This is a genomic window from uncultured Nostoc sp. (genome assembly GCF_964247315.1).
Taxonomy (GTDB): domain Bacteria; phylum Cyanobacteriota; class Cyanobacteriia; order Cyanobacteriales; family Nostocaceae; genus Nostoc.
On record NZ_CAXTTT010000086.1, the window covers coordinates 1 to 25,495 of the forward strand.

23 protein-coding genes and 1 pseudogene are annotated in these 25,495 nt (G+C 41.8%); 12 read left to right on the plus strand and 12 right to left on the minus strand.

Going from position 1 to position 25,495, the window contains the following annotated elements; all coding sequences use genetic code 11:
* The first annotated feature begins 380 nt into the window (after positions 1 to 380).
* Together ACFE93_RS23255 and ACFE93_RS23260 are read left to right on the plus strand one after the other, a co-directional pair.
* Positions 381 to 1,211: a segregation/condensation protein A gene (locus ACFE93_RS23255; protein WP_375476671.1), complete on the plus strand. Its 831-nt coding sequence runs from the start codon at positions 381 to 383 to the stop codon at positions 1,209 to 1,211.
* Between the two features lie 560 nt (positions 1,212 to 1,771).
* Positions 1,772 to 2,941 carry a sugar phosphate nucleotidyltransferase gene (locus tag ACFE93_RS23260; protein WP_375476674.1) on the plus strand — a complete coding sequence of 390 codons (1,170 nt, stop codon included), beginning with the start codon at positions 1,772 to 1,774 and terminating at the stop codon, positions 2,939 to 2,941.
* A 79-nt stretch (positions 2,942 to 3,020) separates the two neighbouring features.
* On the opposite strand, the gene speA is transcribed toward ACFE93_RS23260, so the two are convergent.
* Complete coding sequence (speA, locus tag ACFE93_RS23265) at positions 3,021 to 5,036, minus strand: biosynthetic arginine decarboxylase (RefSeq protein WP_375476676.1); 2,016 nt, start codon at positions 5,034 to 5,036, stop codon at positions 3,021 to 3,023.
* A gap of 231 nt (positions 5,037 to 5,267) precedes the next feature.
* Here speA and ndk point away from each other — a divergent pair, with 231 nt between their 5' ends.
* The gene (gene ndk, locus ACFE93_RS23270; RefSeq protein ID WP_104910011.1) at positions 5,268 to 5,717 is read left to right on the plus strand and encodes a nucleoside-diphosphate kinase; all 450 of its coding nucleotides are present in this window, start codon (positions 5,268 to 5,270) and stop codon (positions 5,715 to 5,717) included.
* A gap of 81 nt (positions 5,718 to 5,798) precedes the next feature.
* On the opposite strand, the gene ACFE93_RS23275 is transcribed toward ndk, so the two are convergent.
* Together ACFE93_RS23275 and ACFE93_RS23280 are read right to left on the minus strand one after the other, a co-directional pair.
* Positions 5,799 to 6,521, minus strand: a complete 723-nt coding sequence (locus tag ACFE93_RS23275) for a TerC family protein (RefSeq protein ID WP_375476678.1) — start codon at positions 6,519 to 6,521, stop codon at positions 5,799 to 5,801.
* Positions 6,522 to 6,612: 91 nt separating this feature from the next.
* On the minus strand, positions 6,613 to 6,777 hold the full coding sequence (locus ACFE93_RS23280; RefSeq protein WP_375476680.1) for a hypothetical protein: 165 nt from the start codon (positions 6,775 to 6,777) through the stop codon (positions 6,613 to 6,615).
* A gap of 98 nt (positions 6,778 to 6,875) precedes the next feature.
* On the opposite strand from ACFE93_RS23280, the gene ACFE93_RS23285 reads away from it, so the two are divergent.
* The 3 genes from ACFE93_RS23285 (at position 6,876) to ACFE93_RS23295 (ending at position 7,512) form a co-directional block, all read left to right on the plus strand.
* Positions 6,876 to 7,064, plus strand: coding sequence for a hypothetical protein (locus ACFE93_RS23285; protein ID WP_375476682.1), 189 nt, complete (start codon positions 6,876 to 6,878; stop codon positions 7,062 to 7,064).
* Between the two features lie 77 nt (positions 7,065 to 7,141).
* Entirely contained in the window at positions 7,142 to 7,378 is a 237-nt protein-coding gene (locus ACFE93_RS23290; RefSeq protein ID WP_194041914.1) for a DUF433 domain-containing protein, read from the plus strand.
* On the plus strand, positions 7,375 to 7,512 hold the full coding sequence (locus tag ACFE93_RS23295) for a hypothetical protein (RefSeq protein ID WP_375476684.1): 138 nt from the start codon (positions 7,375 to 7,377) through the stop codon (positions 7,510 to 7,512). The genes ACFE93_RS23290 and ACFE93_RS23295 overlap by 4 nt, the downstream gene beginning before the upstream one ends.
* A 512-nt stretch (positions 7,513 to 8,024) precedes the next feature.
* Here the strand turns inward: ACFE93_RS23295 and ACFE93_RS23300 are convergent.
* The 4 genes and pseudogenes from ACFE93_RS23300 to ACFE93_RS23315 form a co-directional block, all read right to left on the minus strand.
* Positions 8,025 to 8,465 (minus strand): hypothetical protein, encoded by a 441-nt coding sequence (locus ACFE93_RS23300; protein WP_375476686.1) that lies wholly within the window; start codon positions 8,463 to 8,465, stop codon positions 8,025 to 8,027.
* Positions 8,466 to 8,532: 67 nt separating this feature from the next.
* Complete coding sequence (locus ACFE93_RS23305) at positions 8,533 to 9,222, minus strand: hypothetical protein (RefSeq protein ID WP_375476688.1); 690 nt, start codon at positions 9,220 to 9,222, stop codon at positions 8,533 to 8,535.
* Positions 9,223 to 9,314: 92 nt separating this feature from the next.
* Positions 9,315 to 10,064: pseudogene (locus ACFE93_RS23310) on the minus strand (Uma2 family endonuclease).
* A gap of 22 nt (positions 10,065 to 10,086) precedes the next feature.
* The gene (locus tag ACFE93_RS23315; RefSeq protein ID WP_375476690.1) at positions 10,087 to 10,731 is read right to left on the minus strand and encodes a restriction endonuclease subunit R; all 645 of its coding nucleotides are present in this window, start codon (positions 10,729 to 10,731) and stop codon (positions 10,087 to 10,089) included.
* Positions 10,732 to 10,960: 229 nt separating this feature from the next.
* On the opposite strand from ACFE93_RS23315, the gene acs reads away from it, so the two are divergent.
* The 6 genes from acs (at position 10,961) to ACFE93_RS23345 (ending at position 19,606) form a co-directional block, all read left to right on the plus strand.
* Positions 10,961 to 12,934, plus strand: coding sequence for an acetate--CoA ligase (gene acs / locus ACFE93_RS23320; RefSeq protein WP_375476692.1), 1,974 nt, complete (start codon positions 10,961 to 10,963; stop codon positions 12,932 to 12,934).
* A 111-nt stretch (positions 12,935 to 13,045) separates the two neighbouring features.
* A complete protein-coding gene (locus ACFE93_RS23325; protein ID WP_375476694.1) occupies positions 13,046 to 14,053 on the plus strand; it encodes a helix-turn-helix transcriptional regulator in 1,008 nt (335 codons plus the stop codon).
* Positions 14,054 to 14,268: 215 nt separating this feature from the next.
* On the plus strand, positions 14,269 to 16,854 hold the full coding sequence (locus ACFE93_RS23330; protein WP_375476696.1) for a TonB-dependent siderophore receptor: 2,586 nt from the start codon (positions 14,269 to 14,271) through the stop codon (positions 16,852 to 16,854).
* On the plus strand, positions 16,842 to 17,081 hold the full coding sequence (locus ACFE93_RS23335; RefSeq protein WP_375476698.1) for a hypothetical protein: 240 nt from the start codon (positions 16,842 to 16,844) through the stop codon (positions 17,079 to 17,081). Before ACFE93_RS23330 ends, ACFE93_RS23335 begins: the two co-directional genes overlap by 13 nt.
* Before the next feature lie 525 nt (positions 17,082 to 17,606).
* Positions 17,607 to 18,284 (plus strand): tetratricopeptide repeat protein, encoded by a 678-nt coding sequence (locus ACFE93_RS23340; protein ID WP_375476700.1) that lies wholly within the window; start codon positions 17,607 to 17,609, stop codon positions 18,282 to 18,284.
* Positions 18,285 to 18,847: 563 nt separating this feature from the next.
* Entirely contained in the window at positions 18,848 to 19,606 is a 759-nt protein-coding gene (locus ACFE93_RS23345; RefSeq protein ID WP_375476702.1) for a Uma2 family endonuclease, read from the plus strand.
* Here ACFE93_RS23345 and ACFE93_RS23350 read toward each other — a convergent pair.
* The 5 genes from ACFE93_RS23350 to ACFE93_RS23370 all read right to left on the minus strand — a co-directional run bounded on the left by ACFE93_RS23350 (position 19,603) and on the right by ACFE93_RS23370 (position 25,494).
* Positions 19,603 to 20,184: a Uma2 family endonuclease gene (locus tag ACFE93_RS23350; RefSeq protein ID WP_375476704.1), complete on the minus strand. Its 582-nt coding sequence runs from the start codon at positions 20,182 to 20,184 to the stop codon at positions 19,603 to 19,605. The two genes, ACFE93_RS23345 and ACFE93_RS23350, sit on opposite strands and share 4 nt — an antisense overlap.
* Before the next feature lie 49 nt (positions 20,185 to 20,233).
* Complete coding sequence (locus ACFE93_RS23355) at positions 20,234 to 21,829, minus strand: DHA2 family efflux MFS transporter permease subunit (protein WP_375476706.1); 1,596 nt, start codon at positions 21,827 to 21,829, stop codon at positions 20,234 to 20,236.
* 170 nt (positions 21,830 to 21,999) lie between these two features.
* A complete protein-coding gene (locus ACFE93_RS23360; protein WP_375476708.1) occupies positions 22,000 to 23,259 on the minus strand; it encodes an MFS transporter in 1,260 nt (419 codons plus the stop codon).
* Between the two features lie 130 nt (positions 23,260 to 23,389).
* Positions 23,390 to 24,862: an HlyD family secretion protein gene (locus ACFE93_RS23365; protein ID WP_375476710.1), complete on the minus strand. Its 1,473-nt coding sequence runs from the start codon at positions 24,860 to 24,862 to the stop codon at positions 23,390 to 23,392.
* Between the two features lie 164 nt (positions 24,863 to 25,026).
* Positions 25,027 to 25,494 (minus strand): MarR family winged helix-turn-helix transcriptional regulator, encoded by a 468-nt coding sequence (locus ACFE93_RS23370; protein WP_375476712.1) that lies wholly within the window; start codon positions 25,492 to 25,494, stop codon positions 25,027 to 25,029.
* Position 25,495: the final 1 nt, after the last annotated feature.

The following is a 25,495-nucleotide window of genomic DNA, read 5'->3' on the forward strand; positions in this document are numbered from 1 at the left end:
ACGTTCACCCTCAGAAGCTCAACTTCCACCTTCAGAAGCTCAACGTTCACCCTCAAAAGCTCAACTTCCACCTTCAGAAGCTCAACGTTCACCCTCAGAAGCTCAATTTTGAGTTATTGAGGCTGAACTTTCAAGTTCTAATGCCCAATGCCCGATGCCCAATGTCCAATGCCCAATACCCAAAGTCAAAAGTTGCACAATCTGATCTCACAATTCACAATGGTGATCGATCGCAAATTTTAAAGGATACTGCCAGCAGGCAATTTCTGAACAAAAGAAGCGCCAGCGAATGTATAGAGTATACGCTTTGCCAATAGTCAATTAGTTTAGTCTTGAATTTACAGTCTTTTGATTCTCATTAATTAACTTAGAACCTGTTGATGGAAGCTTCCGAGCTGTTAGAAACAATCACATTTTTGATTTACCAAGCCGAGCAGGGGGAAATCGATCCTTGGGATGTCCAAGTGATTGAGGTGATTGACCGCTATTTAGAACTGATGGCACCTGGGGCAATAACAAGAGGCTATGAAGCGGACTTATCTCAATCTGGACAGGCATTTTTATCAGCATCAATGCTGGTATTGTTCAAAGCCAATACCTTGATGCAATTGTCAACAGTAGGAGATGCACAAGATGGTTTAGAAGATGATGCCCTATTGTCAGGTGAAGACGGTGTATCACATCAAGGTCATCGTCTACCCTTAGAACGGCAATTGCGTCGTCGTCCAGCAGCAATGCCGCCACCAAAGCGCCGGGTGACTCTGCAAGAGTTAATCGAGCAATTGCAGATTATGGCTAACCAACTGAAACTGGTAGAAAAAGTCAGCAAACCTATCCGTCCCAGGCGTCAACCTAGCGTCCAAAGTATGCGGGAAGCGCTGGAGTTAGCTCACCAGGAAAATCTGACAGAAGTCGCTGGGGAACTGGAGCAAGTGTTGAAATTGTCGGCAAGAGAGCTAAGTTTAGAACAAAATTGGTTGAACTTAGAACAGCTTGTAGAATTGTGGACTAAGACAAAGCTTCTCAACCAAAATGGGTCTGGACATGAGTCTAAACACAGTAACTTAGTTAGCGTTTTCTGGGCACTACTATTACTCTCGGCTCAATCGAAAGTAGAGCTATTTCAAGAGGACTTTTACCATGAAATTAAAATTCGCTTAATTAGAGATTCAGCTAATATCGGTAAAACTTTTGAGCATCCGATGAACTAAGAAAGTCAAAAGTAGTGCAGACAATTTCTCTAAGAAAGGCAGGAGGTAGAAACAAACTCGTTTATATCTGATGCGTGAGTCCTGTATTTGTACCTCATCTACTTGCAAATTTCTATATTGTTGCTCTTTCTAAAAAAGTGATCCTCTTGTATCGCTAACGGAGCGTCGGAAATCGACGATTCGACTTTTCACTCTGCCACAGGTAATCAGCGCCTTAACCTAAATTTTATGTATGGAAAGACAAAACGATTTAATCTAAAGTGCTGGCATCAAAATTTCAGGCTTTTTTGTTAGAAAAATAGGAATTTATTTATGAGGTTTTCTTCTTGCCTCCAACATAGCTGCTTCCTACCTTGTCATAGATTTTTGATTCAGCCCCAAAATCCGAGTAAATTGAAAAGATAAGCGATCGCTTGTCATCTAAGTATATCAATGGTTGTAATAACCACTAAATTCCTGTTATCCCTATTCTGGGGGATGACTTAGAGCAGAAATAAAAACTGATGATTAAGTATCACTCGATGAAAGTAAACTGGCTTGTGGTTAAGGAATAAATTTTTATGAAAGCGATGATTCTCGCGGCTGGCAAGGGTACTCGCGTGCGTCCGATTACGTACACTATGCCCAAGCCGATGATGCCCATCCTGCAAAAGCCAGTGATGGAGTTTTTGCTAGAACTGTTACGCCATCATGGATTTGACCAGATTCTAGTCAATGTTAGTCATTTGGCTGAGGAAATAGAAAACTATTTCCGTGATGGTCAGCGATTTGGGGTGCAGATTGCCTATTCCTTTGAAGGAAAAATTGATGACGACGGTAAACTGGTGGGCGAAGCGATAGGTTCAGCTGGAGGAATGCGGCGCATCCAAGACTTCTCACCGTTTTTTGATGATACCTTTGTGGTTTTATGTGGTGATGCTTTAATTGACCTGGATTTAACTGCGGCTGTTAAATGGCATAAATCCAAAGGAGCGATCGCTACCATTATCACTAAATCTGTCCCCAAGGAAGAAGTTTCTAGTTACGGTGTGGTGGTCACTGACGAAGAGGGGCGTGTCAAAGCTTTCCAAGAAAAACCTTCAACTGAAGAAGCCCTCAGCACCAACATCAACACAGGTATTTACATCTTTGAGCCAGAGGTTTTTAACTATATACCCTCTGGTGTCGAATATGACATTGGTAGCCACTTGTTTCCCAAATTGGTAGAAATTAAAGCTCCCTTCTACGCCATTCCTATGGACTTTGAATGGGTAGATATTGGTAAAGTCCCAGACTATTGGCGGGCGATTCGTGGTGTGCTGCTGGGTGAAATCAAAAATGTGCAAATTCCTGGTCATGAAGTCGCCCCCGGCATCTACACTGGCTTAAATGTTGCCGTAAATTGGGACAAAGTGGATATCACAGGCCCCGTTTACATTGGCGGGATGACGAGAATCGAAGACGGAGCTAAAATTGTCGGGCCAGCGATGATTGGCCCCAATTGTTGGATATGCAGTGGTGCAACAGTGGAAAACAGCGTGATTTTTGAATGGTCGCGCCTGGGCCCTGGAGTCCGGTTAGTCGATAAGCTGGTATTTGGACGTTATTGCGTAGATAAAACTGGCGCTGCGATCGATGTTCAAGCGGCTGCTTTAGACTGGCTGATTACCGATGCCCGTCAGACAGTGCCATCACATACACCTGTTGAGCGACAAGCGATAGAGGAATTGTTGGGGACAAATACAAATTAGGGAATAGGGAATAGGGAACAGGGAACAGGGAACAGGGAATAAATCTGTAACCTGTAACCTGTAACCTGTAACCTATTCCCTAACTATTTAAGTACGTGTATCTTCTAAGACTTTGCTCGTAGGTTTGCAGTAGTCGTTGAGATTCTGCTAGGGTGATGCGATTCTCTTCTAATGCTTTCTCGCAGCGCTGGCGAATGTTTTCGACCATATCTTCGGAGTCATACTGAACGTAGCTTACTACTTCGCTCATGGTGTCACCTTTGACAACGTGTTCAATTTGGTAGCCTTTGGGTGTTAATTGGATGTGAACGGCGTTGGTGTCACCAAACAGGTTGTGCAAATTGCCCATGATTTCTTGGTAAGCTCCATTCAAAAACATCCCCAAATAATAGGGTTCTCCCGGCTTATAGGTGTGCAACTCTAAAACCGATTTGACATCACGTAGGTCTATAAAGCGGTCGATTTTACCATCACTGTCGCAAGTGAGGTCTGCTAAAATTCCTCGCCGCGTTGGTTCTTCAACCAAACGATGGATTGGCATGATCGGGAATAGCTGGTCAATCGCCCAGCAATCTGGTGCTGATTGGAACACTGACATATTGACATAATAGATGGAAGCCATAATTTTTTCTAGGTCTTCCAGTTCATCGGGTACGTATTCTTGCTGTCTAGTAATGTTAAGAATTTTTTGACAACAAGCCCAATAGAGCCGTTCAGCTTTGGCTCGTTCTCTGAGGCGTAAAATTCCTAAGTTAAACCGACTGATGGCTTCTTCTTTGAATTGGGCAGCGTCGTGGTATAACTCTTGGTAATTTTCTTGGTTGATGGATTGAAAGCTTTCCCAAAGATAATTAATAATTGGGGATTCTCCCTCTTGTGGAGGTTCTGGTGGATTCAGGGGTACATCACTGGTACTGAGAACGTCAAAAATCAGCACCGACTGATGGGAAGCGATCGCTCGTCCACTTTCACTAATCAGTGTTGGTACGGTAATCTGCCGCTCTGCACAGGTATCTTTTAACTCTGCCACGATGTCGTTGGCATAGTTCTGCATATTATAATTTTTCGATGCATAGAAGTTGGTTTGGGAGCCATCATAATCTACGCCCAAGCCGCCACCAACATCAAGGTATTTCATATCTGCTCCCAGCATTGCCAATTCTACATAAATGCGGCTGGCTTCTTGGATAGCATCTTTAATCACATTAATGGCAGAGATTTGTGAGCCGATGTGGAAGTGCATCAGCTGCAAAGAATCGAGCAGGTTAGCTTCCCGTAACTTGTCAACAGCCTCAATTACCTCAGGCATTGTCAAACCAAATTTAGCGCGATCGCCACTAGAGGCTCCCCAACGTCCCATGCCTTGGGTACTGAGTTTAGCACGAACCCCTAATATTGGTTTAATACCTAACTGACGATTGGCATCAATCACCAAATCAACTTCTTCAATCTGTTCTAAGACGATGATTGGTGTTTGCCCTAGTCTTTGGGCTAACATTGCCGTTTCGATATATTCTCGATCTTTGTAGCCGTTGCAAACTAACAATGCTCCTGGTGTATCCAATACAGCTAGAGCAATCATTAATTCTGGCTTGGAACCGGCTTCTAAACCAAATTGATGGGGTTTGCCAAATTTCACTAAATCCTCAATCAAATGCCGTTCTTGATTGCATTTGACGGGAAACACGCCACGGTAAACACCAGGGTAATTATAGCGAGCGATCGCTTTGGCAAAACAAGCGTTCAACCGCTCAATCCGGTCTTCCAAAATATCGGAAAAGCGAATCAACATGGGAAGTCCCAAGTTGCGCTGCTTCATGGCGTTGACCAATTCAAACAAGTCAAGAGATCCCCCGCGATCGCCCTTGGGTGCTACGGTCACGTGTCCAGCAGCGCTAATGGAAAAATAAGGTTGTCCCCATCCTTCAATGCGGTACAAGGCTTCGCTATCCTCAATTTTCCAGGAGCGAGGTAAATCTTCTGTGGTAGGACTAGGTGGTAACAGCTTTTTTTGCTTGTGATTTTTCACTTCTTTTTGTCCATTGGACGGTACTTGTACCACCTCGTCAGATGTAGCAGTTGAGTCAACACCCATTTCTTCCTAACCTCTGTTTTTCACCCACGAGTTAACAATTTAGCGCATTCATATAGGAACGTATATGCACCCAAGGATAATTTCTGAGATAAACTCTGATTGGTCAAAAGTCGTATGTCATTAGTCATTGGTCATTAGTCATTAGTCATTTGTGCAAAACTCTTGGACAAAGAACAAAGGACAAAGGACAATTGACTAGATAAAAACTTTATTAAGCTTTGGGAGATAGCAATGGAGCGCACATTCTTAGCAATTAAGCCTGATGGAGTCCAGCGGGGATTAGTGGGAGAAATTATCCGTCGCTTTGAAACTAAAGGTTTTACCCTAGTAGGTTTAAAGTTACTGAAAGTCAGTCGGGAATTGGCTGAACAACACTATGGTGTTCACCGAGAACGTCCTTTTTTTGGTGGTCTAGTGGAATTTATCACTTCTAGCCCAGTGGTAGCGATGGTATGGGAAGGTGATGGCGTTATTGCATCTGCCAGAAAGATTATTGGTGCGACAAACCCTTTAACAGCAGAGCCAGGAACGATTCGCGGCGATTTTGGACTAAATATTGGTCGCAACTTAATTCACGGTTCTGATGCTCCAGAAACCGCGCAACAGGAAGTAGCTTTATGGTTTAAGGATGAAGAATTGGTTAGTTGGCAACCACACTTAACGCCTTGGTTGCACGAGTAAAAATTAGGGAATAGGGGATGGGGGATTGGGCATGGGGCATGGGTTATTCTCCTCGTCTCCTTGTCCCCTTGTCCCCTCTTTTTACTTAGAGACTTCGCTTTTTTCTGGTTCTACTTCGGTCAATTCAGTATCAACACGTTTAGAAAATCCCCAGCCTAAAATCAGGAAGATGGCAGCAATCATGATCCATTCGGGTGGAACTAAACTATCGTTGACCACTTTTAACAACAAGCGTAAGCCCACCAAGGCCACAGTTACATAGCCTGCATCTTCTAGGTTTTCATATTCGTCTAGCCAACGGATAAACAATCCCGCCATGAATCGCAGCGTAATAATACCAATTGTTGCACCCGTTAGCACTAGCCATTTTTCTTGAGAAACTGCGATCGCAGTTGTCACGCTATCCAAAGAAAATGCCAAATCTGTAAATGCAATCACTGGTATCGCTTGCAACAACGAATTAAAACGCGGCCCGTGATGGTGTTCGTCCTTGGATTCTTCTGAGGTAAAGTGTTGGAATACCAACCAAAGCAGATAAGCAGCGCCCAATAATTCAAATTGCCAGAATTGTTGTACCCAAGTGGCAGTGAGAATCAAAGTGATTCGCAGCACATAAGCAACGACTAAACCAAAGTTCAAAGCTTTACGCTCAAGTTCTTTGTCTTCCAGCCCCCTAGCGATCGCAGCGAGAGCGATGGCATTGTCGGCAGATAACAGCGCCTCTAAAAGCACCAGGATCGCCAGAACTATAAGGGCTTCAAGGCTGAAATGAAAGTCGAGGTAATCAAAAATTTGGTCTAGCATTCCGGGTTTCTCAAGCAGAAAAAATTAAAATTTGACAAGAACAGAGATTTGCATATTAAAGAAGCGCAATAAATTGCTACTCTAATTCAGCTTAACGTGCTTGCGGTGCATTTTGAAGGGGGTTAAATGGATGCGATCGCCGTGGAAGTGGGGTAATTTGCGTATAAGTCAATACACCAAAAGTTTTAACATCTAGTTTAGTGCGATCGCAATGGACTGCTCTCAGTTCGCATCTAAAATTAGAAGATGAGAACAAAGATATCTTAAGAGTTTATGAATATTTCCTTAACGACCGAGCTTGAGCAGTTCATTCAAAGTCAGGTTGTAAGCGGTAAGTACACCTGATCAGAAGAAGTGATTCTTGCAGGTATTAGGCTGTTGGAGGAACGGGAACGTATTTACAAGCGTCGGTTTGAGGAACTGCAAAGAGAGATTGCGATCCGGGTTGAGCAACTCAATCGCCAAGAACGACTCGACGCTAGAGAAGTAATCGAGCAACTGCGTCAAAAGAACCAAGCTTTGAGAAAGACTCAGGCACAATAATGAGTTTATATTTTCTCTCGCCCTCCAAGCACTATAACCTCATTAGGTGAACGTAACTTTTCTGGATTATTGACAGCATGGATAACACACTTTTACAACGCATCACTCATAATCCAAATATCTGCCACGGTAAACCCTGTATTCGAGGACTTCGTTATCCAGTTGAGTTTATTTTGGAACTGCTCAGTTCTGGTATGACTACTGAGGAAATATTGAAAGATTATGACGACTTAGAATCTGAAGATATTTTGGCTGTCTTGCTATTTGCTGCTCGACTCAGCCAAGTCAAAAGCATTCATCGAATTGCCTCATGAAATTTCTTGTAGATGCTCAGTTACCAGTTCGTCTTGCCCGTTTTCTCAAAACTTCAGGTTATGGTTTTATTGCGATCGCACTAGCTGTGATTGGTTCCAAAATATCCTACCTTATCCAGCGACATCTTCACTGATGTATACAATAACAGATGTTTAGATTCCAAAAAGATAGAGGCTAATCCAGTTTCTCTGGTGAAAGTCGGGTTTCCCTTTAAAGGGAAAACTTTCAACGTTATTAACCAAACTTTTAACCTGAGTAACAATTGCTTGAACATTCATAAGAAAATATTTAATCTTTGTAAGAAATGCTTAAACCTTTCTTATAGATGTTTCAATTTGAGTAACAATTGCTTGAACATTCATAAGAAAATATTTAATCTTTGTAAGAAATGCTTCAACGTAAGCAACAGTTGCTTTAACATTTGCAAAAAATGCTTAAACCTTTCTTATAAATACTTGAACGCGAGTAATAATTGCTTCAACATCCATAAGAAACATCTAAATTTATAATTATAAGCATCCGCAGCCTTCGCTCATCCTACCTCGCCTCTGTGCGAGATTTTTATCCAAAATCTGCGTTGACAGACTATATAGGACAAATGTAAATAACGTCTAGAAGCAATTTACTACAATTTAATTCTATATTTCACAAAATCTCTGTCAACTTTTCCACCAGAGTATTTGCTAAATCCAATAACCTGATATCATCTGTATCAATAATATTTTCACCACCAGCTAAGAGATTTTTGACAGCAGATAACCTATCATCTACTTCAGAAATTCTCCAAGATTCTTCTAAGTTTACTGCAAAATCAAACAGCGATCGCTCTCCTAAATGCTGTCTTACTTTTACAGCTACACTATCATTACTTACCAGAAATTCTTTAATAGTATCTAATTGAAAATTACCTAATATTTCGTCATGTCCCCACGTTTCTAGCCAGTCTCCCTCCACATCTTCAACGTAAATATTGACAAAATCAACGCCGTAAGTTAACCAGTTTTGCTGCATTTGTCGTGCTGTCGCTAAAGCTTCAGCAAATGTATCTACTTGATTGTTGCAGTGAGTTTCTCTTTTATTAATCATAAAAGCTCTAATTAGCACGTAAGTATATAGGCTAGACACAAATCTGAAATATCAAATTCCTGAAAATTCACGAAAATTTTAAATATTTGCCACCAGAAAGGTAATCACTGTTATACAGGGCCACGTTGACTAACTGGTTGACAAAATTAGCATCCTTGGGATTGTAACTTAAGAACAGCCCCCTCTCGATTTCCCACGATCGCAGTGTATTTTGCCAAGCTTCGTACTTTTGATGATTAAGTTCTTCACTAACACTGGTAATTTGAATACACAGTGGTTGATTGTTACGACTAACAATTAAATCTGTTGCCATAGAAAGGTCGGCTATATAACGCTGCCAAAAACTACCTTCTCGCTGAACAATATCTTGGGCTATTGATTTAATGATATCATCATCTACCTGATTAAATTCGCCTGCCATCAATTTTTGCTTCCAAATATAAAACTTGGAGTCACTTGCATTAAACCATCTGGGAAACAGATAACCATACCAATATCTCTCAATCGGCGTCATCAACTCGAACTTTGCTTTTTGTTCTTCTTCTGAAGGTAAGGATTTGATTATCAACCATATTGTCGAATCCGTAATTACCTCTAGCAAAAAGGCTGTAACAAAAGGTTTTGCAGTCAGAGAACCTGGCTTAATGTCTTTTACCCAACGATTGATTTCATCTAATCTTCTCGCTAAATTACGATCTATCGAGGAGGCTTGCTCGATAAGGGACTTTAACCGATCCTTAATTTCGTGTGCTTGCAATCGATGCCCTACTTTCAGAAGATTACGCTTTTTTTACACATTGATAACTAGATTTTAACTTGAAAATGTCTTTAATTAATTTCCTGATGTGATCAAATATTCTCTAGGTCGATGCCCTGTGTACGTAAAGCCTCCCGCAGTCGAGCAATTTCTTGCTCTGCTTGTTGGGCGCGTTCTTCTGCTTGTTGGGCGCGTTCTTCTGCCTGCTCGGCACGTAAACGTTCTTGTTCAGCTAACTCTTCTGATGATAGTATTAATTGATTTTCAGTAGTGAAGAATCTTAATTTACCTTCATAAACTCCCAAATAAAGTTCTAACTGCTGACTCCACAAACGTCCATCAGTGGTTAATTGAATTTCTTGATACTTCCCATCAACTAAATGAAATCCCTGAAGTTCCATTGTTACAGGATCAAACCAGAAATAATCTGGTGTACGGAAGGTATCTTGATAAATTTGCTTTTTTAAACTTTTATCAACTGCTGTGGTTGAACTTGACAAAATTTCCACAATCAGGTTGGGATATTTGCCGTCTTCTTGCCAAACTACCCAACTCTTACGGTCTTTTTTCTCGGTTCCCAAAACTACAAAAAAGTCTGGGCCGCGGAAATATTCTGATTTTTTCTGGTTAGGACTGTAGTAAATCGTCAAATTGCCAGAAGCATAAAAATCTTCCTTATCTCACCACCATAATTTAAGTATGCGAATCAGCAAATCGATTTGGTCGCGGTGCAGGTCACTTTCCAAGGGTGGTTCGTCACTCAGTATATCGCCAGGAGGAAAAATAACTTCGTCTTCTGAAATACTATCAGCGATCAATTTTACAGTAGCAGGTTTAGACATCAGCGATCGCTCCGCAATTTATTTACTGAAAATTTGGTAACTTACAAATGGCTGTGAAAACTTGCAATAACTCAATTGCATCTGGAGATTGACTCAAATTTAATAATGGCATTAACTCATAAGTTGACTGGTTGTCATGTCTTAGATAAATAAATTGATAAAGCTGTCCATTAGTTACCAAACCCCAAACTGATGGTTGTTGCTCTATACTCTTAAAAGCATAAGTAAGTAATTGAGGTAAACCCTCAATCACATTAACCGAACTATTTTTCGTTTCAATTACTAGAACCCAAAAAGGAGGCGCAATATTACTTTGAGGACTGTTGATTGCTAAAATATCCATCCGTCCGGTAATTCTTCTGTCTTCATCTTCGACTGCGATCGCAATGCTATCTTCCATTGTCAACCGAATCGGCACATCGTAAAATCCTGCTAACCGCATTAAGGGTGCAATCGTTATAAATTTAACCAAACCTTCAGAAATTTTCCCTGCGCTTAAATAACGACGGAAGTCATTTCTGATTCGCAATAAATCGTGCTGTTCAAACTCAGAGAGTGGTTCTAGACTTAAGAAATTTGTGAATGAACCATTGGAAAGTTCTTCTACTTTGAGAAAGCGATGAACATCGTTGAGAGATAAACTGCTAGCTTCAACAGTGAGCGTCATAATTTTAGAAGATGTTTGTCAAGACTACTTACATTTTGCAACATTCCCAATAGACAGGTTGTAAAACGTCTTTACATTTCTTGATCGCTCGCTTTTGCTAGATGAAAATCAATGTAAACTAAATAACTCGGCAATTTCTACCTAGCTTAACGAAAATCTAAACAATGTCTAGCACAACTGGGCTAAGAATAGTTTTTAGTAACAATAGCGATCGTACTCATAACTAATCATGTCTCAACCAACTATAGAATCAATCCTACAAGAGAAGCGGCTCTTTCATCCTACCTCGGAATTCTCGCAGAATGCCCATATCAAAAGCTTGGATGACTATCAGCGTATCTACGACAAAGCCAAAGCCGATCCACAGCAATTTTGGGCAGATTTGGCGACAACAGAATTAGAATGGTTCCAAAAATGGAATACAGTATTAGACTGGCAACCGCCTTTTGCTAAATGGTTCGTTGGTGGTAAAATTAATATTTCTTACAACTGCCTTGACAGACATCTCACAACCTGGCGCAAAAATAAAGCAGCATTGATTTGGGAAGGAGAACCAGGTGATTCGCGTACCCTCACTTATGCCCAACTGCACCGAGAAGTTTGCCAGTTCGCCAATGTATTGAAGCAACTGGGTGTACAAAAAGGCGATCGCGTTGGTATTTATATGCCGATGATTCCCGAAGCAGCGATCGCGATGTTAGCCTGTGCCCGAATCGGCGCACCCCACAGCGTAGTATTTGGTGGTTTTAGTGCCGAAGCTTTGCGCGATCGCTTAATTGATGCTCAAGCTAAACTGGTAATCACGGCTGATGGTGGTTGGCGCAAAGATGCGATCGTTCCTCTCAAGGAACAGGTAGACAAAGCTTTAGCTGATGGTGCTGTTCCCAGTGTAGAAAATGTCCTAGTTGTCAAGCGCACTGGGCAAGAAACTTATATGCAGTTGGGCGGACGCGATCATTGGTGGCATGATTTGCAAAAAGGTGTGTCAGCAGATTGTCCCGCCGAACCAATGGACAGCGAAGATATGCTGTTTGTCCTCTACACTTCCGGCAGCACGGGTAAACCAAAGGGTGTAGTGCATACAACTGCTGGTTATAATTTGTATACCCACATGACCACCAAGTGGATATTCGACTTGCAAGACACTGATGTATATTGGTGTACTGCCGATGTCGGTTGGATTACGGGACACAGCTACATTGTCTACGGCCCCCTTTCCAACGGTGCAACCACAGTGATCTATGAAGGTGCGCCCCGTACTTCTAATCCTGGCTGTTTCTGGGATGTGATTGAAAAATACGGTGTTAATATTTTTTATACCGCTCCTACGGCAATTCGGGCATTTATTAAGATGGGCGAACAACATCCCAACGCGCGAAACCTGTCTTCGTTGCGTTTGTTGGGAACCGTTGGCGAACCGATTAACCCGGAAGCTTGGATGTGGTATCACAAAGTAATTGGTGGGGAACGTTGTCCAATTGTGGATACTTGGTGGCAAACGGAAACCGGCGGTATCATGATTACACCACTACCAGGGGCAATTCCCACCAAACCCGGTTCCGCAACTCTTCCCTTCCCTGGAATTATTGCAGATGTCGTGGATTTAGAAGGAAACACTGTACCCAATAAAGAAGGCGGTTATCTAGCGGTGCGACATCCCTGGCCAGGAATGATGCGGACAGTCTACGGCGATCCAGAACGCTTCCGCCGCACCTACTGGGAACACATCCCCCCCAAAGATGGTAACTATATTTACTTTGCTGGTGATGGCGCAAGACAAGATGAAGACGGCTACTTTTGGGTAATGGGTCGTGTAGATGACGTATTGAATGTATCAGGACACCGACTCGGTACAATGGAAGTAGAATCAGCTTTAGTATCGCATCCAGCAGTTGCAGAAGCGGCGGTAGTGGGTAAACCGGATGAACTCAAAGGTGAAGAAGTAGTTGCTTTTATAACTTTAGAAGGCACTTATCAGGGAAGTGAGGAACTGAGTAAAGAACTTAAACAGCACGTTGTCAAAGAAATTGGTGCGATCGCGCGTCCGGGAGAAATCCGCTTTACAGACGCTTTGCCGAAAACGCGATCGGGTAAGATTATGCGGCGCTTGCTGCGGAATCTAGCTGCGGGACAAGAGGTATCTGGTGATACTTCGACCTTAGAAGATCGGAGTGTCTTAGATAAATTACGGGAAGGCGCGTAGTAATTTTTAGAAAGGCATTTTCTCTATTGGAGATGCCTTTCTATGATTTGATAAATTATTGAAAATCTTTTTTAATTAGATATTATACTCATTGATAAAAACGAATATTTAATGACACTTTTTCTATCTGACCGAGAAGCTGACTCCACATTACCTTCAACAGGAAAAACTCCAACTTCTTGTCCTCAGACTACTGAATGCAAACTTATCTTGGAAGACCCGAAGCAGCAGAGTCAAGGATATCGCCAACGGTTCGAGTTCGCCTCTGGATTATCACTGCTAATTGATTCCTACAAGTTGCATGAGAACTTATTAGTTGAAGCAGGTGGTTACGAAGGACACCCAGAGCCGGATTTTGAGTTAAGCTTTACGCTGACAGGAAATAATCAGACAGAAGAGGTTTGTTCTGGGCAAAATTTCATTTCTACACAGATTGATCAGCCAGAAGGGAAAGAGTTTCTTTGGCGATCGCATCAGCAAATACTTAAAATTGATGTGCATATATCACAGAAATTTTTCCGACAATTTGGTTGTGAATTTTTAGAAGCGTCACCCCTGCCTTTACGGCAGTATACCGAAGCAGATTGCGAAGATATACCCCAGCTTTGGCATCAGGAGCGAACAACGCCAGCAATGCGCCTGATTTTTGAGCAAATGTTCAATTGCCCTTACCAAGGAATGATGAGACTAATTTATTTGGAGGGCAAATGTTTGGAACTGATGGCTTTGCGGTTAAATGAAGTCAACGCAGGCGATCGCGAACGTAGGCAATATTGTCTTCTAAAAAAGGATGACATCGACCGTATTTACCAAGCCAAGGAGATTCTGATCAGTGATTTGAACAACCCACCTTTGTTGCTGGAACTGGCGAAAATGGTGGGTTTAAATGACTACAAGCTGAAAATCGGCTTTCGGCAAGTATTTAACACAACTATGTTTGGGTATTTGCAAGCATACCGCATGGAGCAAGCCAAAAACTTACTCATCAGTGGACAGATGAAAGTGCAGGAGATTGCTAGTTTGGTTGGCTATGCTAGCCCTAGTCGATTTACAGCAGTATTTAAGAGACATTTTGGAGTGTGTCCCAAAGACTTGCCAAAAAAATCCGGATTGAGCTAGAAAATAATCCGCTTCGGCACAGATGCGATCGTTTTTCATCTATCACTTGCTGTAATCTTTGTTGATATAGATTTTCAATTGCTTTAAGTCTTTGCTGTGGAAAGTGGATTGCGAGATTCCCGACTTCTACCCTCCGGGTGTCTACAAGAAGTCGGGAATCTAACTGCCTGTAACCCCGCACAAAGCAAGCAGCATCATTAAGTGTGAGGATGAAGATGAAATCGATAATAGTGCTAAAACACCTGTGGCTCATAGGTACAGTTTTTGTTGTTTTGACAACTTCTGCATTTGGTGCGGAACAACCAGAAGTTAAACCAAAAAAAGAAATTCCTCAACTCAGTGAGATCCAGTTTCCGTCAAGAAGTGTACGGGAGCTAGTTCAGTCGCCAACACCCAACACGTCGCCAGCAAATGCAGTCATTGAAGTTACCGAAGTCAAGGCAAATCCTAGTGACAAAGGTGTGGAGGTGATTTTACAGACAGCCAAAGATCAACAATTGCAATTAGTAAACCGCAGTGCTGGCAATAGCTTTATTGTTGATGTTCCCAACGCACAATTACGTTTACCCAGTGGCGATGCATTCACATTCCGTTCTGAAAAACCAATAGCAGGTGTTACTGAAATAACGGTAACAAACTTTGATACCAATACCATCCAAGTCACAGTGACGGGTGAGATAGCGTTACCACAAGTCGAGTTGTATGACAGTCCAGACGAGGGTCTTATCTTTTCTGTGGCAAGTGCAGCATCCTCCACACCACCGCAGCAGCCACCTCAAACGCCACCAACCAGTGAAACCCAAACAGAGAAACCTTCATCTGAGGGTGATGAGCCGATTGAGTTGGTGGTGACGGGAGAACAGGATGGGTATCGCGTGCAAAATGCTACGACTGCAACAAGGACAGACACCCCTTTGCGCGATATTCCCCAATCGATTCAGGTCATACCGCGACAGGTGCTAGAAGACCGCAACGTGAGAAGTCTGACTGAGGCAGTGGAAACAGTTAGTGGCGTTACCAGTGCAGATACCAATTTTAACGCACCTGGAGGCAGCTATACTATCAGAGGATTTGAACAAGCAGGAAATTTCCGAAATGGCTATCGAGATGTAGGTAGTTATGGTTTGACACCAACTGCATCGATCGAGCGAGTGGAAGTTTTGAAAGGGCCTGCCTCGGTTTTGTTTGGAGCAGTAGAACCCGGTGGAATCATCAACGTTATCACTAAACAACCCCTCAGTGAACCTTATTACAATCTTGAATTTCAGGCAGGAAACCGTGACTTATATGAGTCCAGTATTGATTTTTCAGGCCCATTGAATGACGATAAAACCCTGCTCTATCGCTTAAACGCCAGCTATGAAAGTTCAAACGGGTTTCAAGATTTTGTCACCTCACATTTGACTACGATCGCACCCTCAATCACTTGGAAATTGGGAGATAGGACAGACCTAAATCTATATTATGAATCTACTAAATTCAATGGGATTCCTGAGAGTTTCGCGACTGTTTTCAGCGATAATACCTTCAAGCTGCCTCGAAGTCGTTACTTAAGTTACCCTCTTGATGGGCAACATTATACCAGTCAAAAATATGGCTATACGCTAAACCACAAATTTAGCGATAACTGGCAGCTCCGTAATAATTTTTCTATAACTGCTTTTAACGCTATCGAGGAGTATACGGTACCAACGAATCTAGTGGATGATCGTTTCTTAGAGCAATTTGCCGCAAGACGTAACTACATGGTAGACAACTATTTTGGACAGATCGACTTGGTTGGTAAGTTTAATACAGGCTCGATTCCACACCAACTAGTATTAGGCTTTGATGTCAACCGCAATGTGATAATTTATAATCCTACTTCTCTCTCTGTGCCTGCTCTAGATGTCTTCAACCCAAACTACAATATTCCAATTACTACTCTTGAGACTTCTACTAGCTATGGGACTGTTCAATCTTATGGGTTCTACCTTCAGGATCAGATTAGCTTTCAAGATAACCTGAAGTTACTGATTGGCGGGCGTTTTGATTGGATTTCACAAAAAAGTGCCATAGACCAACCAGAACAGAATGATAATGCGTTCAGCCCCCGAATCGGGTTGGTGTATCAGCCCAGCAAATCTGTTTCTCTCTACGCCAGTTACAGTCAATCTTTTAACCCTAACTCAGGATTGAACGGTGATGGTAGCCAGTTCGAGCCAACTAAAGGAACCCAATATGAAGCGGGCATTAAAGCTGACTTTCTAGAAAACAGACTTTCGACAACATTGGCAGTCTATCAAATCACCAAGACGAAGATTACAACAGACGATCCCAATAACGATGACCCTAATTACTTAGTTCAGATAGGAGAGGTAAGAAGTCAGGGGATTGAGTTGGATATCACAGGTGAGATTTTACCAGGGTGGAAGGCGATCGCTTCCTATGCTCATACCAATGCAGAAGTCACCGAGGATAACTTGATTTCTGTAGGCAATAGATTAGAGGATGTACCAAAGAATCAAGCTAGCCTTTGGACAACCTATGAACTCCAAAATGGTGATTTCAAGGGTTTGGGATTAGGTCTGGGGCTGTTCTATGTAGGTGCGCGGGCGGTAGATTTAGATAACTCATTTGAAATCCCCGATTACTTGCGTACCGATGCGGCGATTTACTACCGTAGAGATGCTTTAAAGGCTGCTATCAATATCCGTAATCTATTTGATACCGAATATTTCGTTGACAGCAATGGAACAAGAGCAAGGGTGAAAACAGGTGCGCCCTTTACAATCATCGGTTCTATCAGTTGGGAGTTTTAACTCGCTCTCCTGTGTGCAATCGGCTGAATAATTTGCCGCAACACAGTTTTAAGCTCTGGACAACCTACGAAATTCAACGAAGTCCGTTGCAAGGCTTTGGGGTTGGTACGAGATGCTTTTTTGTAGGCGATCGCCAGGGAGATTTAAACAAGGGAACTCCAAAAAATAAATTATCCCAATTTCTAGATTCAACACGACTGTTCCTCCCCCTGCAAGAACTGCCCTAAATACGTTCGCGTAGCGTCCCGCAGGGATGGGATATTTTTTTAATTGGAAGTCCCCAACACATTTATACCAATTCTCTAAAATGAGGCAACACATTCAAACCCCCAAACCTAGATTCAGTCTAGCTTTCTTAATTACGAATTACGAATTACGAATTACGAATTGGTATTATTGTACCCAGCTATTTCCGCACAGATGCTGCCCTCTTTTATAAGCGAGATAGATTCTGGGCACAGGTCAATTTCAGGAATCTATTCAACGTTGACTATTTTGAGAATGCCTCTAGTCGGTTGGGGGGTTAACGCTGGTGAGGCATTCACGGTGCTGGGAATGATTTCGTGGGAGTTATAGGTAAAAAACAATCAAATAAAAGCAACTGATTCCCAGTCTGTTGCTGACAAGTGCAATGAACAACTACTGTAATCTAGTGTTGAATTTAATTTGACACGTTTGTTGGTGCGTTAGGCATTTACTAACGCACCTCAATTTATCATGATAATCAGGACATTATTAAGGCATTGAGGACAATGAAACTGAAAAAGCAATACAAATCAGTATTTGTTCAACCTCTTAGCTGCATGATGCTGAGTATCATAACTGCAATTGGCATATCATCATCAGTATTAGCGGTGACGGGAATTTCTCTGCATTCGCCAGAACAGTCTGCACACAGACAACCACAAAAAATAGCACAAGCTTCAGGTACAGATACACCAGAGCGATCGCAGTTGCTACAACAAGCCAATGGTTTATTTAGTCAGGGAGACTTAACAGGTGCAGAAGAAAATTTACGCAAATTAATTAAAAAGTTCCCAGAAGATGCCTTCGGACACTTTCAACTGGGAAATGTGCTTTTTCGGCAAAAGAAACCAGAAGATGCAATTAGCTCCTATCGAGAAGCCATTCGCCTCCGGCCAAAATACGCTCTAGCTTACAATGCGATCGGTGTTGTTTACGCAAGCCAAAGTCGCTGGGAAGAAGCCATTACTGAATATAAAAAAGCTCTGGAAATTAATCCTAATTATGGCGAGGGGCTGACTAATTTTGCAATAGCATTGTGGCAAACAAATAAAAAAGATGAGGCACTATCTTCTTTAGAAAAAGCTTTAAATATTTTCAAACAACAGAATAGAGGTGAAAAAGTTAACCAAGTAGAACGAATTTTAAAAGAGATCAAAACTGCTGATGAGCCTGGTGTTTCCTGAAAATCATATTATTCAGTGGATAAAAGTTAAGAAGAGTTGCTGCGATCATCTTTAAGGATGCTTTGCCAGAAATGCGATCGGGTATTATGCGTCTCATTACTGCGGAATTTAGCATCTGGTTTGTAATTATTTTGGGGTGGGCTAGCCCGCCCTCTAAAAAGTATCAAAATAGAATAATTGTATTGTCATGCATGAAATATTTCTGTTAGCCAGAGAAACAGTTAAGAGTAATTTTTCACATGAATGGGGGATATACAAGGGTAGTCTGGGAATGTTCGGAAAATACTGCATGGGCAGGCATAGGATGGATTTTTGATATACTAACTCATGTAATACCATACGATTTACGAGCAATAGGTTATCGTTTTATATTGTCTATAGTTAAGTCGAATATGAATGATTATGAGGATATAGAAAATATCCGCAGTAATCGAGATAGATTTTTTCATATAGAAAGATTGATTGTTTTTGTATAAGTAGCATCTAACCTAGTAGCGCGTCTATTCAAAAATAGTAAAATAGCAATTTACAATGAGAATTAGAAAACCCATTGGTTAAAGTCTATGACTTCCTTATCGGCATTAACTTTACCGGATCATACTCAGTTACCAGACTCAGATGGTACATTTGTGAAAAATCTTCAGGAGCATCCGCAAAGCATTTTAATTACAGACTCAATTAAACCTGTTTTAGAGAAACTTCATCCTGACGGTCAATATTGTATTGGACAAGATTCTGGTATTTACTGGCGATTGACAGATCCTCCTGAGAAAGGGGCTGAAGCACCAGACTGGTTTTATGTACCTAATGTACCACCGACACTTAACGGTAAAATGCGCCGTTCTTATGTACTGTGGAAGGAGTATGTTGCACCCCTAATTGTGATTGAATTTGTCTCTGGAGATGGCTCAGAAGAACGAGATAACACACCGCCATCTCAAGGGGAAGGTGGAAATGTTGGTAAATTTTGGGTTTATGAGCAGGCAATTCGAGTGCCTTATTATGGAATTTATGAAGTAGCAAGAGCACAGGTTGAAGTGTATCACCTAGTCGATAATACTTATCAGCTGATGCAACCCAATGAACGAGGACATTACCCAATTGTTCCTATGGGTGTAGAGTTAGGAATCTGGCAAGGATTTTATCAAAATGCAGAGCTACCTTGGTTACGGTGGTGGGATGGACAAGGAAATTTACTGCTAACGGGTGAGGAACGTGCTGTGATTGAGCGACAAAAGCGGGAGAGAATTGTAGAGAAATTGCGATCGCTCTCTGCTGAACAACTCAACGCTTTAGGAATTGACCCAGAAATGTTAGATTAGGAAATATTCTCATCTATCAATATTACATCTTCATATATTTCTGCGATCGCACAACGAAAATCAACGCTACCTAAATGCACTTCTTCCCCTTTTTCATAAGGGTAAAGTACCCAATGTCCTTCCTGATTGCGGCGGAAGCATTCTACACTCATTCGGTCTGGTGAAATTAACACATATTCTTGTAGTGATTCTAAGTGTCGATAACTAGCAAATTTATTTCCTCTGTCATAGCCTTCAGTTGACTCAGAAAGCACTTCGATAATTAAGCAAGGATAGCACTTAAAATATTCAAATTCTTTATCTCGTGCATCGCATGTCACTATTACATCGGGATAAAAATAGCGATTTATGACCTCGATTTGTGCTTTCATGTCTAACATATAGACACGGCAACCACTACCCCGCAGATGGTTTCGTAGCAGTACAAACAAGTTTCCTACTACAGTAACATGAGCATCACTTGCTCCTGCCATTGCGTAGACTTGCCCATCAATATACTCTTGTTTGATTTCACTTACTTTCTCGCCTTCTAAATATTCTTCTGGGGATATATAGTACTCACTTTGGCTAATGACCATTTTAGTACCTTAGTAGTTTTATTCAAACATTTTAACTGATACAACAAATCTAATGAGCGACAGCGCCACCACTTGACTTCACCTTTTTGAGGAATAAAATAGCAATCCCACTAACTAACAAAGCAATACCAATAAAGTAGAAACAATCGTTAAAAGCCATTACAAATGCTTCGCGACGGACTATATTAGATATAGATGCGATCGCTTGATTTTGTGCTGTACTTAAATCTGCTCCGCGACTAATAAAAAACTGCGTCATTTGGTCAATTCGCTGTTGAGTTTCTGGATTATATAAAGATACTCCATCACCCAATCTATTCGAGTGAAATTGTTCTCTATTTGCCAATAAAGTCGCTAAAGAAGCAATTCCGATAGAACCGCCCAGGTTCCGCATCATATTAAATAAACCACTTGCCGAACCTGCTTCTTTCGGACTCAATCCACCAGTGGCAATAGAACTAAGCGGCACCATAATTAGGGGTTGTCCCATTGCACGCACAAATTGCGACCAACGTAATTGATCTAATCCTGTTTCATTAGTCATTCCAGAGTTCATAAATGCACTGATGGAAAACAAAGTCACACCAAAAGCTACCATTAACCGCACATCAATGCGTTGCATTAATTTCGGGATGAGGGGAATAATAAACAGTTGGGGAATACCAGCCCAAATTAATACTTCACCAATTTGCAGAGCATTGTATTTTTGAATTTGGGCGAGATACAACGGTAAAATATAAATTGAACCATACAATCCTACTCCCAACGACACATTGACAATACTGGCTAAACCAAAGTTCCGCCTAAGTACAAGCCGTAAATTAATAAATGGTTGTTTACGAGTTAATTCTATAAAGAAAAATATCGCCAAAAAAATTACTGCAATTACACTTAAGCGCACAATCAACGCTGAACCAAACCAATCTTTACGGCTACCTTCTTCTAAAACAACTTGCAGGGAACCTAAGCCAATAGCCATTGCAATAATTCCCCACCAGTCACCTTGTTTGAGTAAATTAATTTGGGGTTTTTCTGGCTTAATTCCGTACCAAACACCAGCCAGCATTAATGCCCCTGGAATTACATTTATATAAAAGTTGTATTCCCAACCAAAATTTTCGGTTAACCAACCTCCTAATGTTGGGCCAATTGAGGGTGCAAAAACTGCACTAAACCCAAATGCTGCTAACCCAACTGATTGTTTTGATTGGGGTAAAGTTGTTAAAACAACTGTCATAGCTGTAGGAATTAATACTCCGCCGCTAAAACCTTGTAAGGCGCGAAAGAAAATCATGGAATTAAGATCCCACGCCCAACCACAGCAGATAGAAAAGAAGATAAATAGTGCAGTATTGACTAATAAATAACGTTGCAGAGAAAATACTCGTGACAACCATCCTGTTAGAGGAATTACCACAATTTCTGCTACGAGATACGCGGTAGAAATCCAAGAACCTTCTTCGAGAGTTGCTGCTAAACTTGCTTGAATATCTTGTAGGGAAGCATTAGTTATTTGAATATCCAATACCGCCATAAATGCACCAAGCATACTGGCTAATACACCAATCCAGGTTTTTAGCGGTACACGCTCTGGTGGTAAAGCAGGATTTTGCCCTTGCTGACGAATTACACCTGTATTAGCCATAACTTTGTTCCATTTTCAAGGTTAAGTAGCAAAAAATGTTCTTATTAAATCTTATGCCAATATCTTCTTTGCCTCTGCGTGAGCTTGAATCAGCAACGCTAAAAATTAAAAAAGAATTGCTATAGAAAGCTCCATTAAGATAAATCTCAATTTCACTGCGGTTATTTATCTTAAACTTCTTGAGTCGTAATAATCCCTTTTTGCTCATAAATTGGACGCATTATTTTTCTTAAAGCAGGCAACTGTCTGCTAAAAATAATTGATCCTAAAATACAAGCTATCCCATCAATCATTAAAGTGTTAGGAGCGCCAATATAACTTGCTAATAAACCTCCTAATAAATTACCCACGGGAATCATCCCCAAAAATGACATTGTATATAAGCTCATCAATCGCCCGCGTTTATCGTCTTCGACAATGGTTTGTAAAAATGTGTTGCTAGCAGCAATCTGGAGAATTGTTCCTAAGCCAACGAATAACATTGTAAATAAAGAGAGTGGTAAAAATCGAGACAAAGAAAAGGCAATTAGACCAGTTCCTAAAATTGCTGGAGCTAAGGCAATCAATTTCCCAATTCCCAAGATTGTTTGGCGCGTAGCTAGATAAATACCACCAGTTAAGGCTCCAACTCCAGATGCCGCCATCAAAAAACCCAAACTTTCTGCACCACCTTTGAGAATTTGTTCGGCAATAACTGGGACAAGAATAGTATTTTGCAATCCCATCAGGCTGACTAAAGCTGATAGTAATAAGACAGAGCGAATCGGTGGGAAACTAAAGGCATATACAAATCCCTCTTTGACTTTTTGTAAGGGATTACCCTCAGTTACCAAATTTTTCCAAGGTTTAACTTTCATTACCAATAAAGCGGCGATTACAGCAACGTAGCTCAAACCATCAATTAAAAAACAATAGCCAGCTCCAATGCCAGCAATTAATAAACCGCCGATCGCAGGGCCAATTAATCGTGCACCGTTGAACATCGTTGAATTGATAGCGATCGCATTGGCTAAATCTCCTCTGTGTTCAACCAATTCTGGCACAAAAGCTTGACGGGCTGGCGCATCTAAGGCGTTAATAAATCCTTGAAACAAACTCAAGGCGATGATCTGCCATACCTCAATCACACCAGTCAGCGCCAACACTGCTAATGTTAACGATTGAATCATCGCCAAGATTTGCGTACCAATTAAGGTACGATACCGAGAAAAGCGATCTACAAATACTCCGCCAAAGGGAGCTAAAAAAAAGTTAGGAATTTGACTCGAAAATCCCACAACTCCCAACATTAATGGGGATTTTGTCAAATCATAAACTAGCCAAATTGTGGCAAGTTGCGTCATCCACGTCCCAATTAGGGAAATACCTTGTCCAGCAAAAAACAGCTGGTAGTTTCTTGACCTTAAAGCAGGTAGTAGCGATTTTTTCATGTCAGGCTTGCTTTATACCAATCTGCTTTCATAGATATCATCTCACCTGATCTCTATACGCCTCTCTTTAGATGTAGGAGAATGTCATAAGTAGAAAGAGGTTTTTCATCTGTTTTAAGCCGATTTGGTATTACTTGACTTCCACCGCAACTTCCGCAGACATCCCAGGAGTAATCCGTGATTCGTATCCTTGAATGCTCTTTTGGTCGAAAACTATTTTAACCGGAATGCGTTGGACAACTTTAGTAAAGTTACCTGTAGCATTATCGGGTGGCAATAAGGCAAACTGAGCGCCGGAAGCTGGCGAAATACTGTCAACACGACCAATAAAGTTGTGATGAGGGAAAGTATCCAGCTTGATTTCTACTGGCTCGCCTGGACGCATTTTTTCTAATTGAGTTTCTTTGAAGTTCGCAATTACCCAATACTCGTTATCCACGATCGCCATTAATGGTGTTCCCGATTGGACTCGGTTGCCAATTTCGACGTTTTTTCTACCTACCCGTCCAGCACTGGGGGCAGTAACATTGGCATAAGATAGTTGCAATTGTGCGTCTTTGAGCGATGCTTCTGATTGGGCGAGCGCCGCTTTTGCCGCTTCGTATTGGCTACGTTTGACTGTGGTATCTTGTCCACCTGCGGTAGCTTGTTGCAATCCTCCCTTAGATGCTGCCAATTTAGCTTGGGCGTTGGTGACATTTTCTTGCGCTTGTGCTAATTGAGACTGGGCTTTGGCGACACCAACTTTTGCAGAGGCTAACTGGGCTTGGGCTTGTTGTACTCCCTGAATCGCGGCATTTTTCTGTGCTTTGGCTACATCATAAGCAGCCTTGGCTGTGTCTAGTTGCTGACGAGGAATCGCACCTGTTTTATACAATTCGTTGTAACGATTGTAATCTGCTTGGGCTTTTTCCAAATTCGCGTTTGTTTGCGCTACCTGCGCTTGGGCGGCGGGAATCCCAGCTTGGGCTTCTTGTACTGTTGCTTGGGCGGCAGGAATCCCAGCTTGGGCTTCTTGTACTGCTGCTTGGGCTGTAGAAATTGCTGCTACTGCACTACTGACATCTCCTTGTGCTTGAGTTGTCTTACCAGTAGTGGTTTGTGAACTCAAAGCAATATTTGCTTGGGCGGCTTGCGCCTGACCACGAGCATTTTCTAGGGCTGCTTGTGCCTGTTGCACCTTACTTTGATAGTCCCGTGGATCTAACTTCACTAACAATTGTCCTGGTTGCACCAGTTGGTTATCATTCACAAGCACCTCACTTATAGTTCCGGGAATGCGGCTACTAACTTGGTGAATGTTTCCGGCAACGGTGGCGTTGTCTGTTTCCTGGTGGGTAGAGGCGTATTGCCAGTAGTGAAGACCAAAAGTACCTGCGGCGATCGCACCCACACCTAATCCTGCCAAAATTAAACCAGTCGGTCTTTTCCGCTTCGGTTTCGCTGGAACTTCTTTCTCTGTCTCAGGAATTACAACAGGTGCTTCTGCTGTTGCGGATGTATCTGCGGTAACAGTTTCTAAAGTCTCTAAATCGGGAATCACTTCTTTTTCTAAAACTGGGGTTTTGTGTCCGTTGCGTCCGTTTAAGGTATTAGCACCCATGATTGTTAACTTCCTTGTGCGTTCAATAACTTGATTGATAGTCGTTTATTTAGAATGCGTAGTTTTTTCTAAAAAAAAAATTCTTATTTCCTTAGTATGCGTAATATTATCTCAAAACATATCTTTACACTGCCTCCCCCGGTCGGGTGATTATAAAATCATCTTTAAGAGAGATTAGCGATCGCCCGGTTCAAAATTTGGGAAAACAGTTCTCGGTCAGCGAAGGAAATACCGTCCATTGCTTCATCACGCACTGTTGCCGCAATAGGCGGTAAGACAGCTTCTAGTTGCTTACCTGCATCCGTGAGCCAGATCCGCCAGATGCGGCGATCGTGAGTGTCGCGTTCTCGACGCACTAAGCCGCGTTCTTCCATCCGATCTAGTACGCCTGTTAAAGTCCCTCCCACTTGTTTGAGTTTGTCACCAATACTAGAAGTAGGTAAACCATCTTCTTGCCAAAGACAGCACAACACCAACCAGTGAAATGGGGTAAGTCCAAAGGGTTCTAGCTTCTCAGTAAACTTGCGACTCAGCAGTTGTGAGACTAGTTTGATTCTGTAGCCCAAATTATATGGTGCGAGATTTTGCTGCCACGACTCTAAAGGTGGGGAGTGATTAGATGTATAAACCATT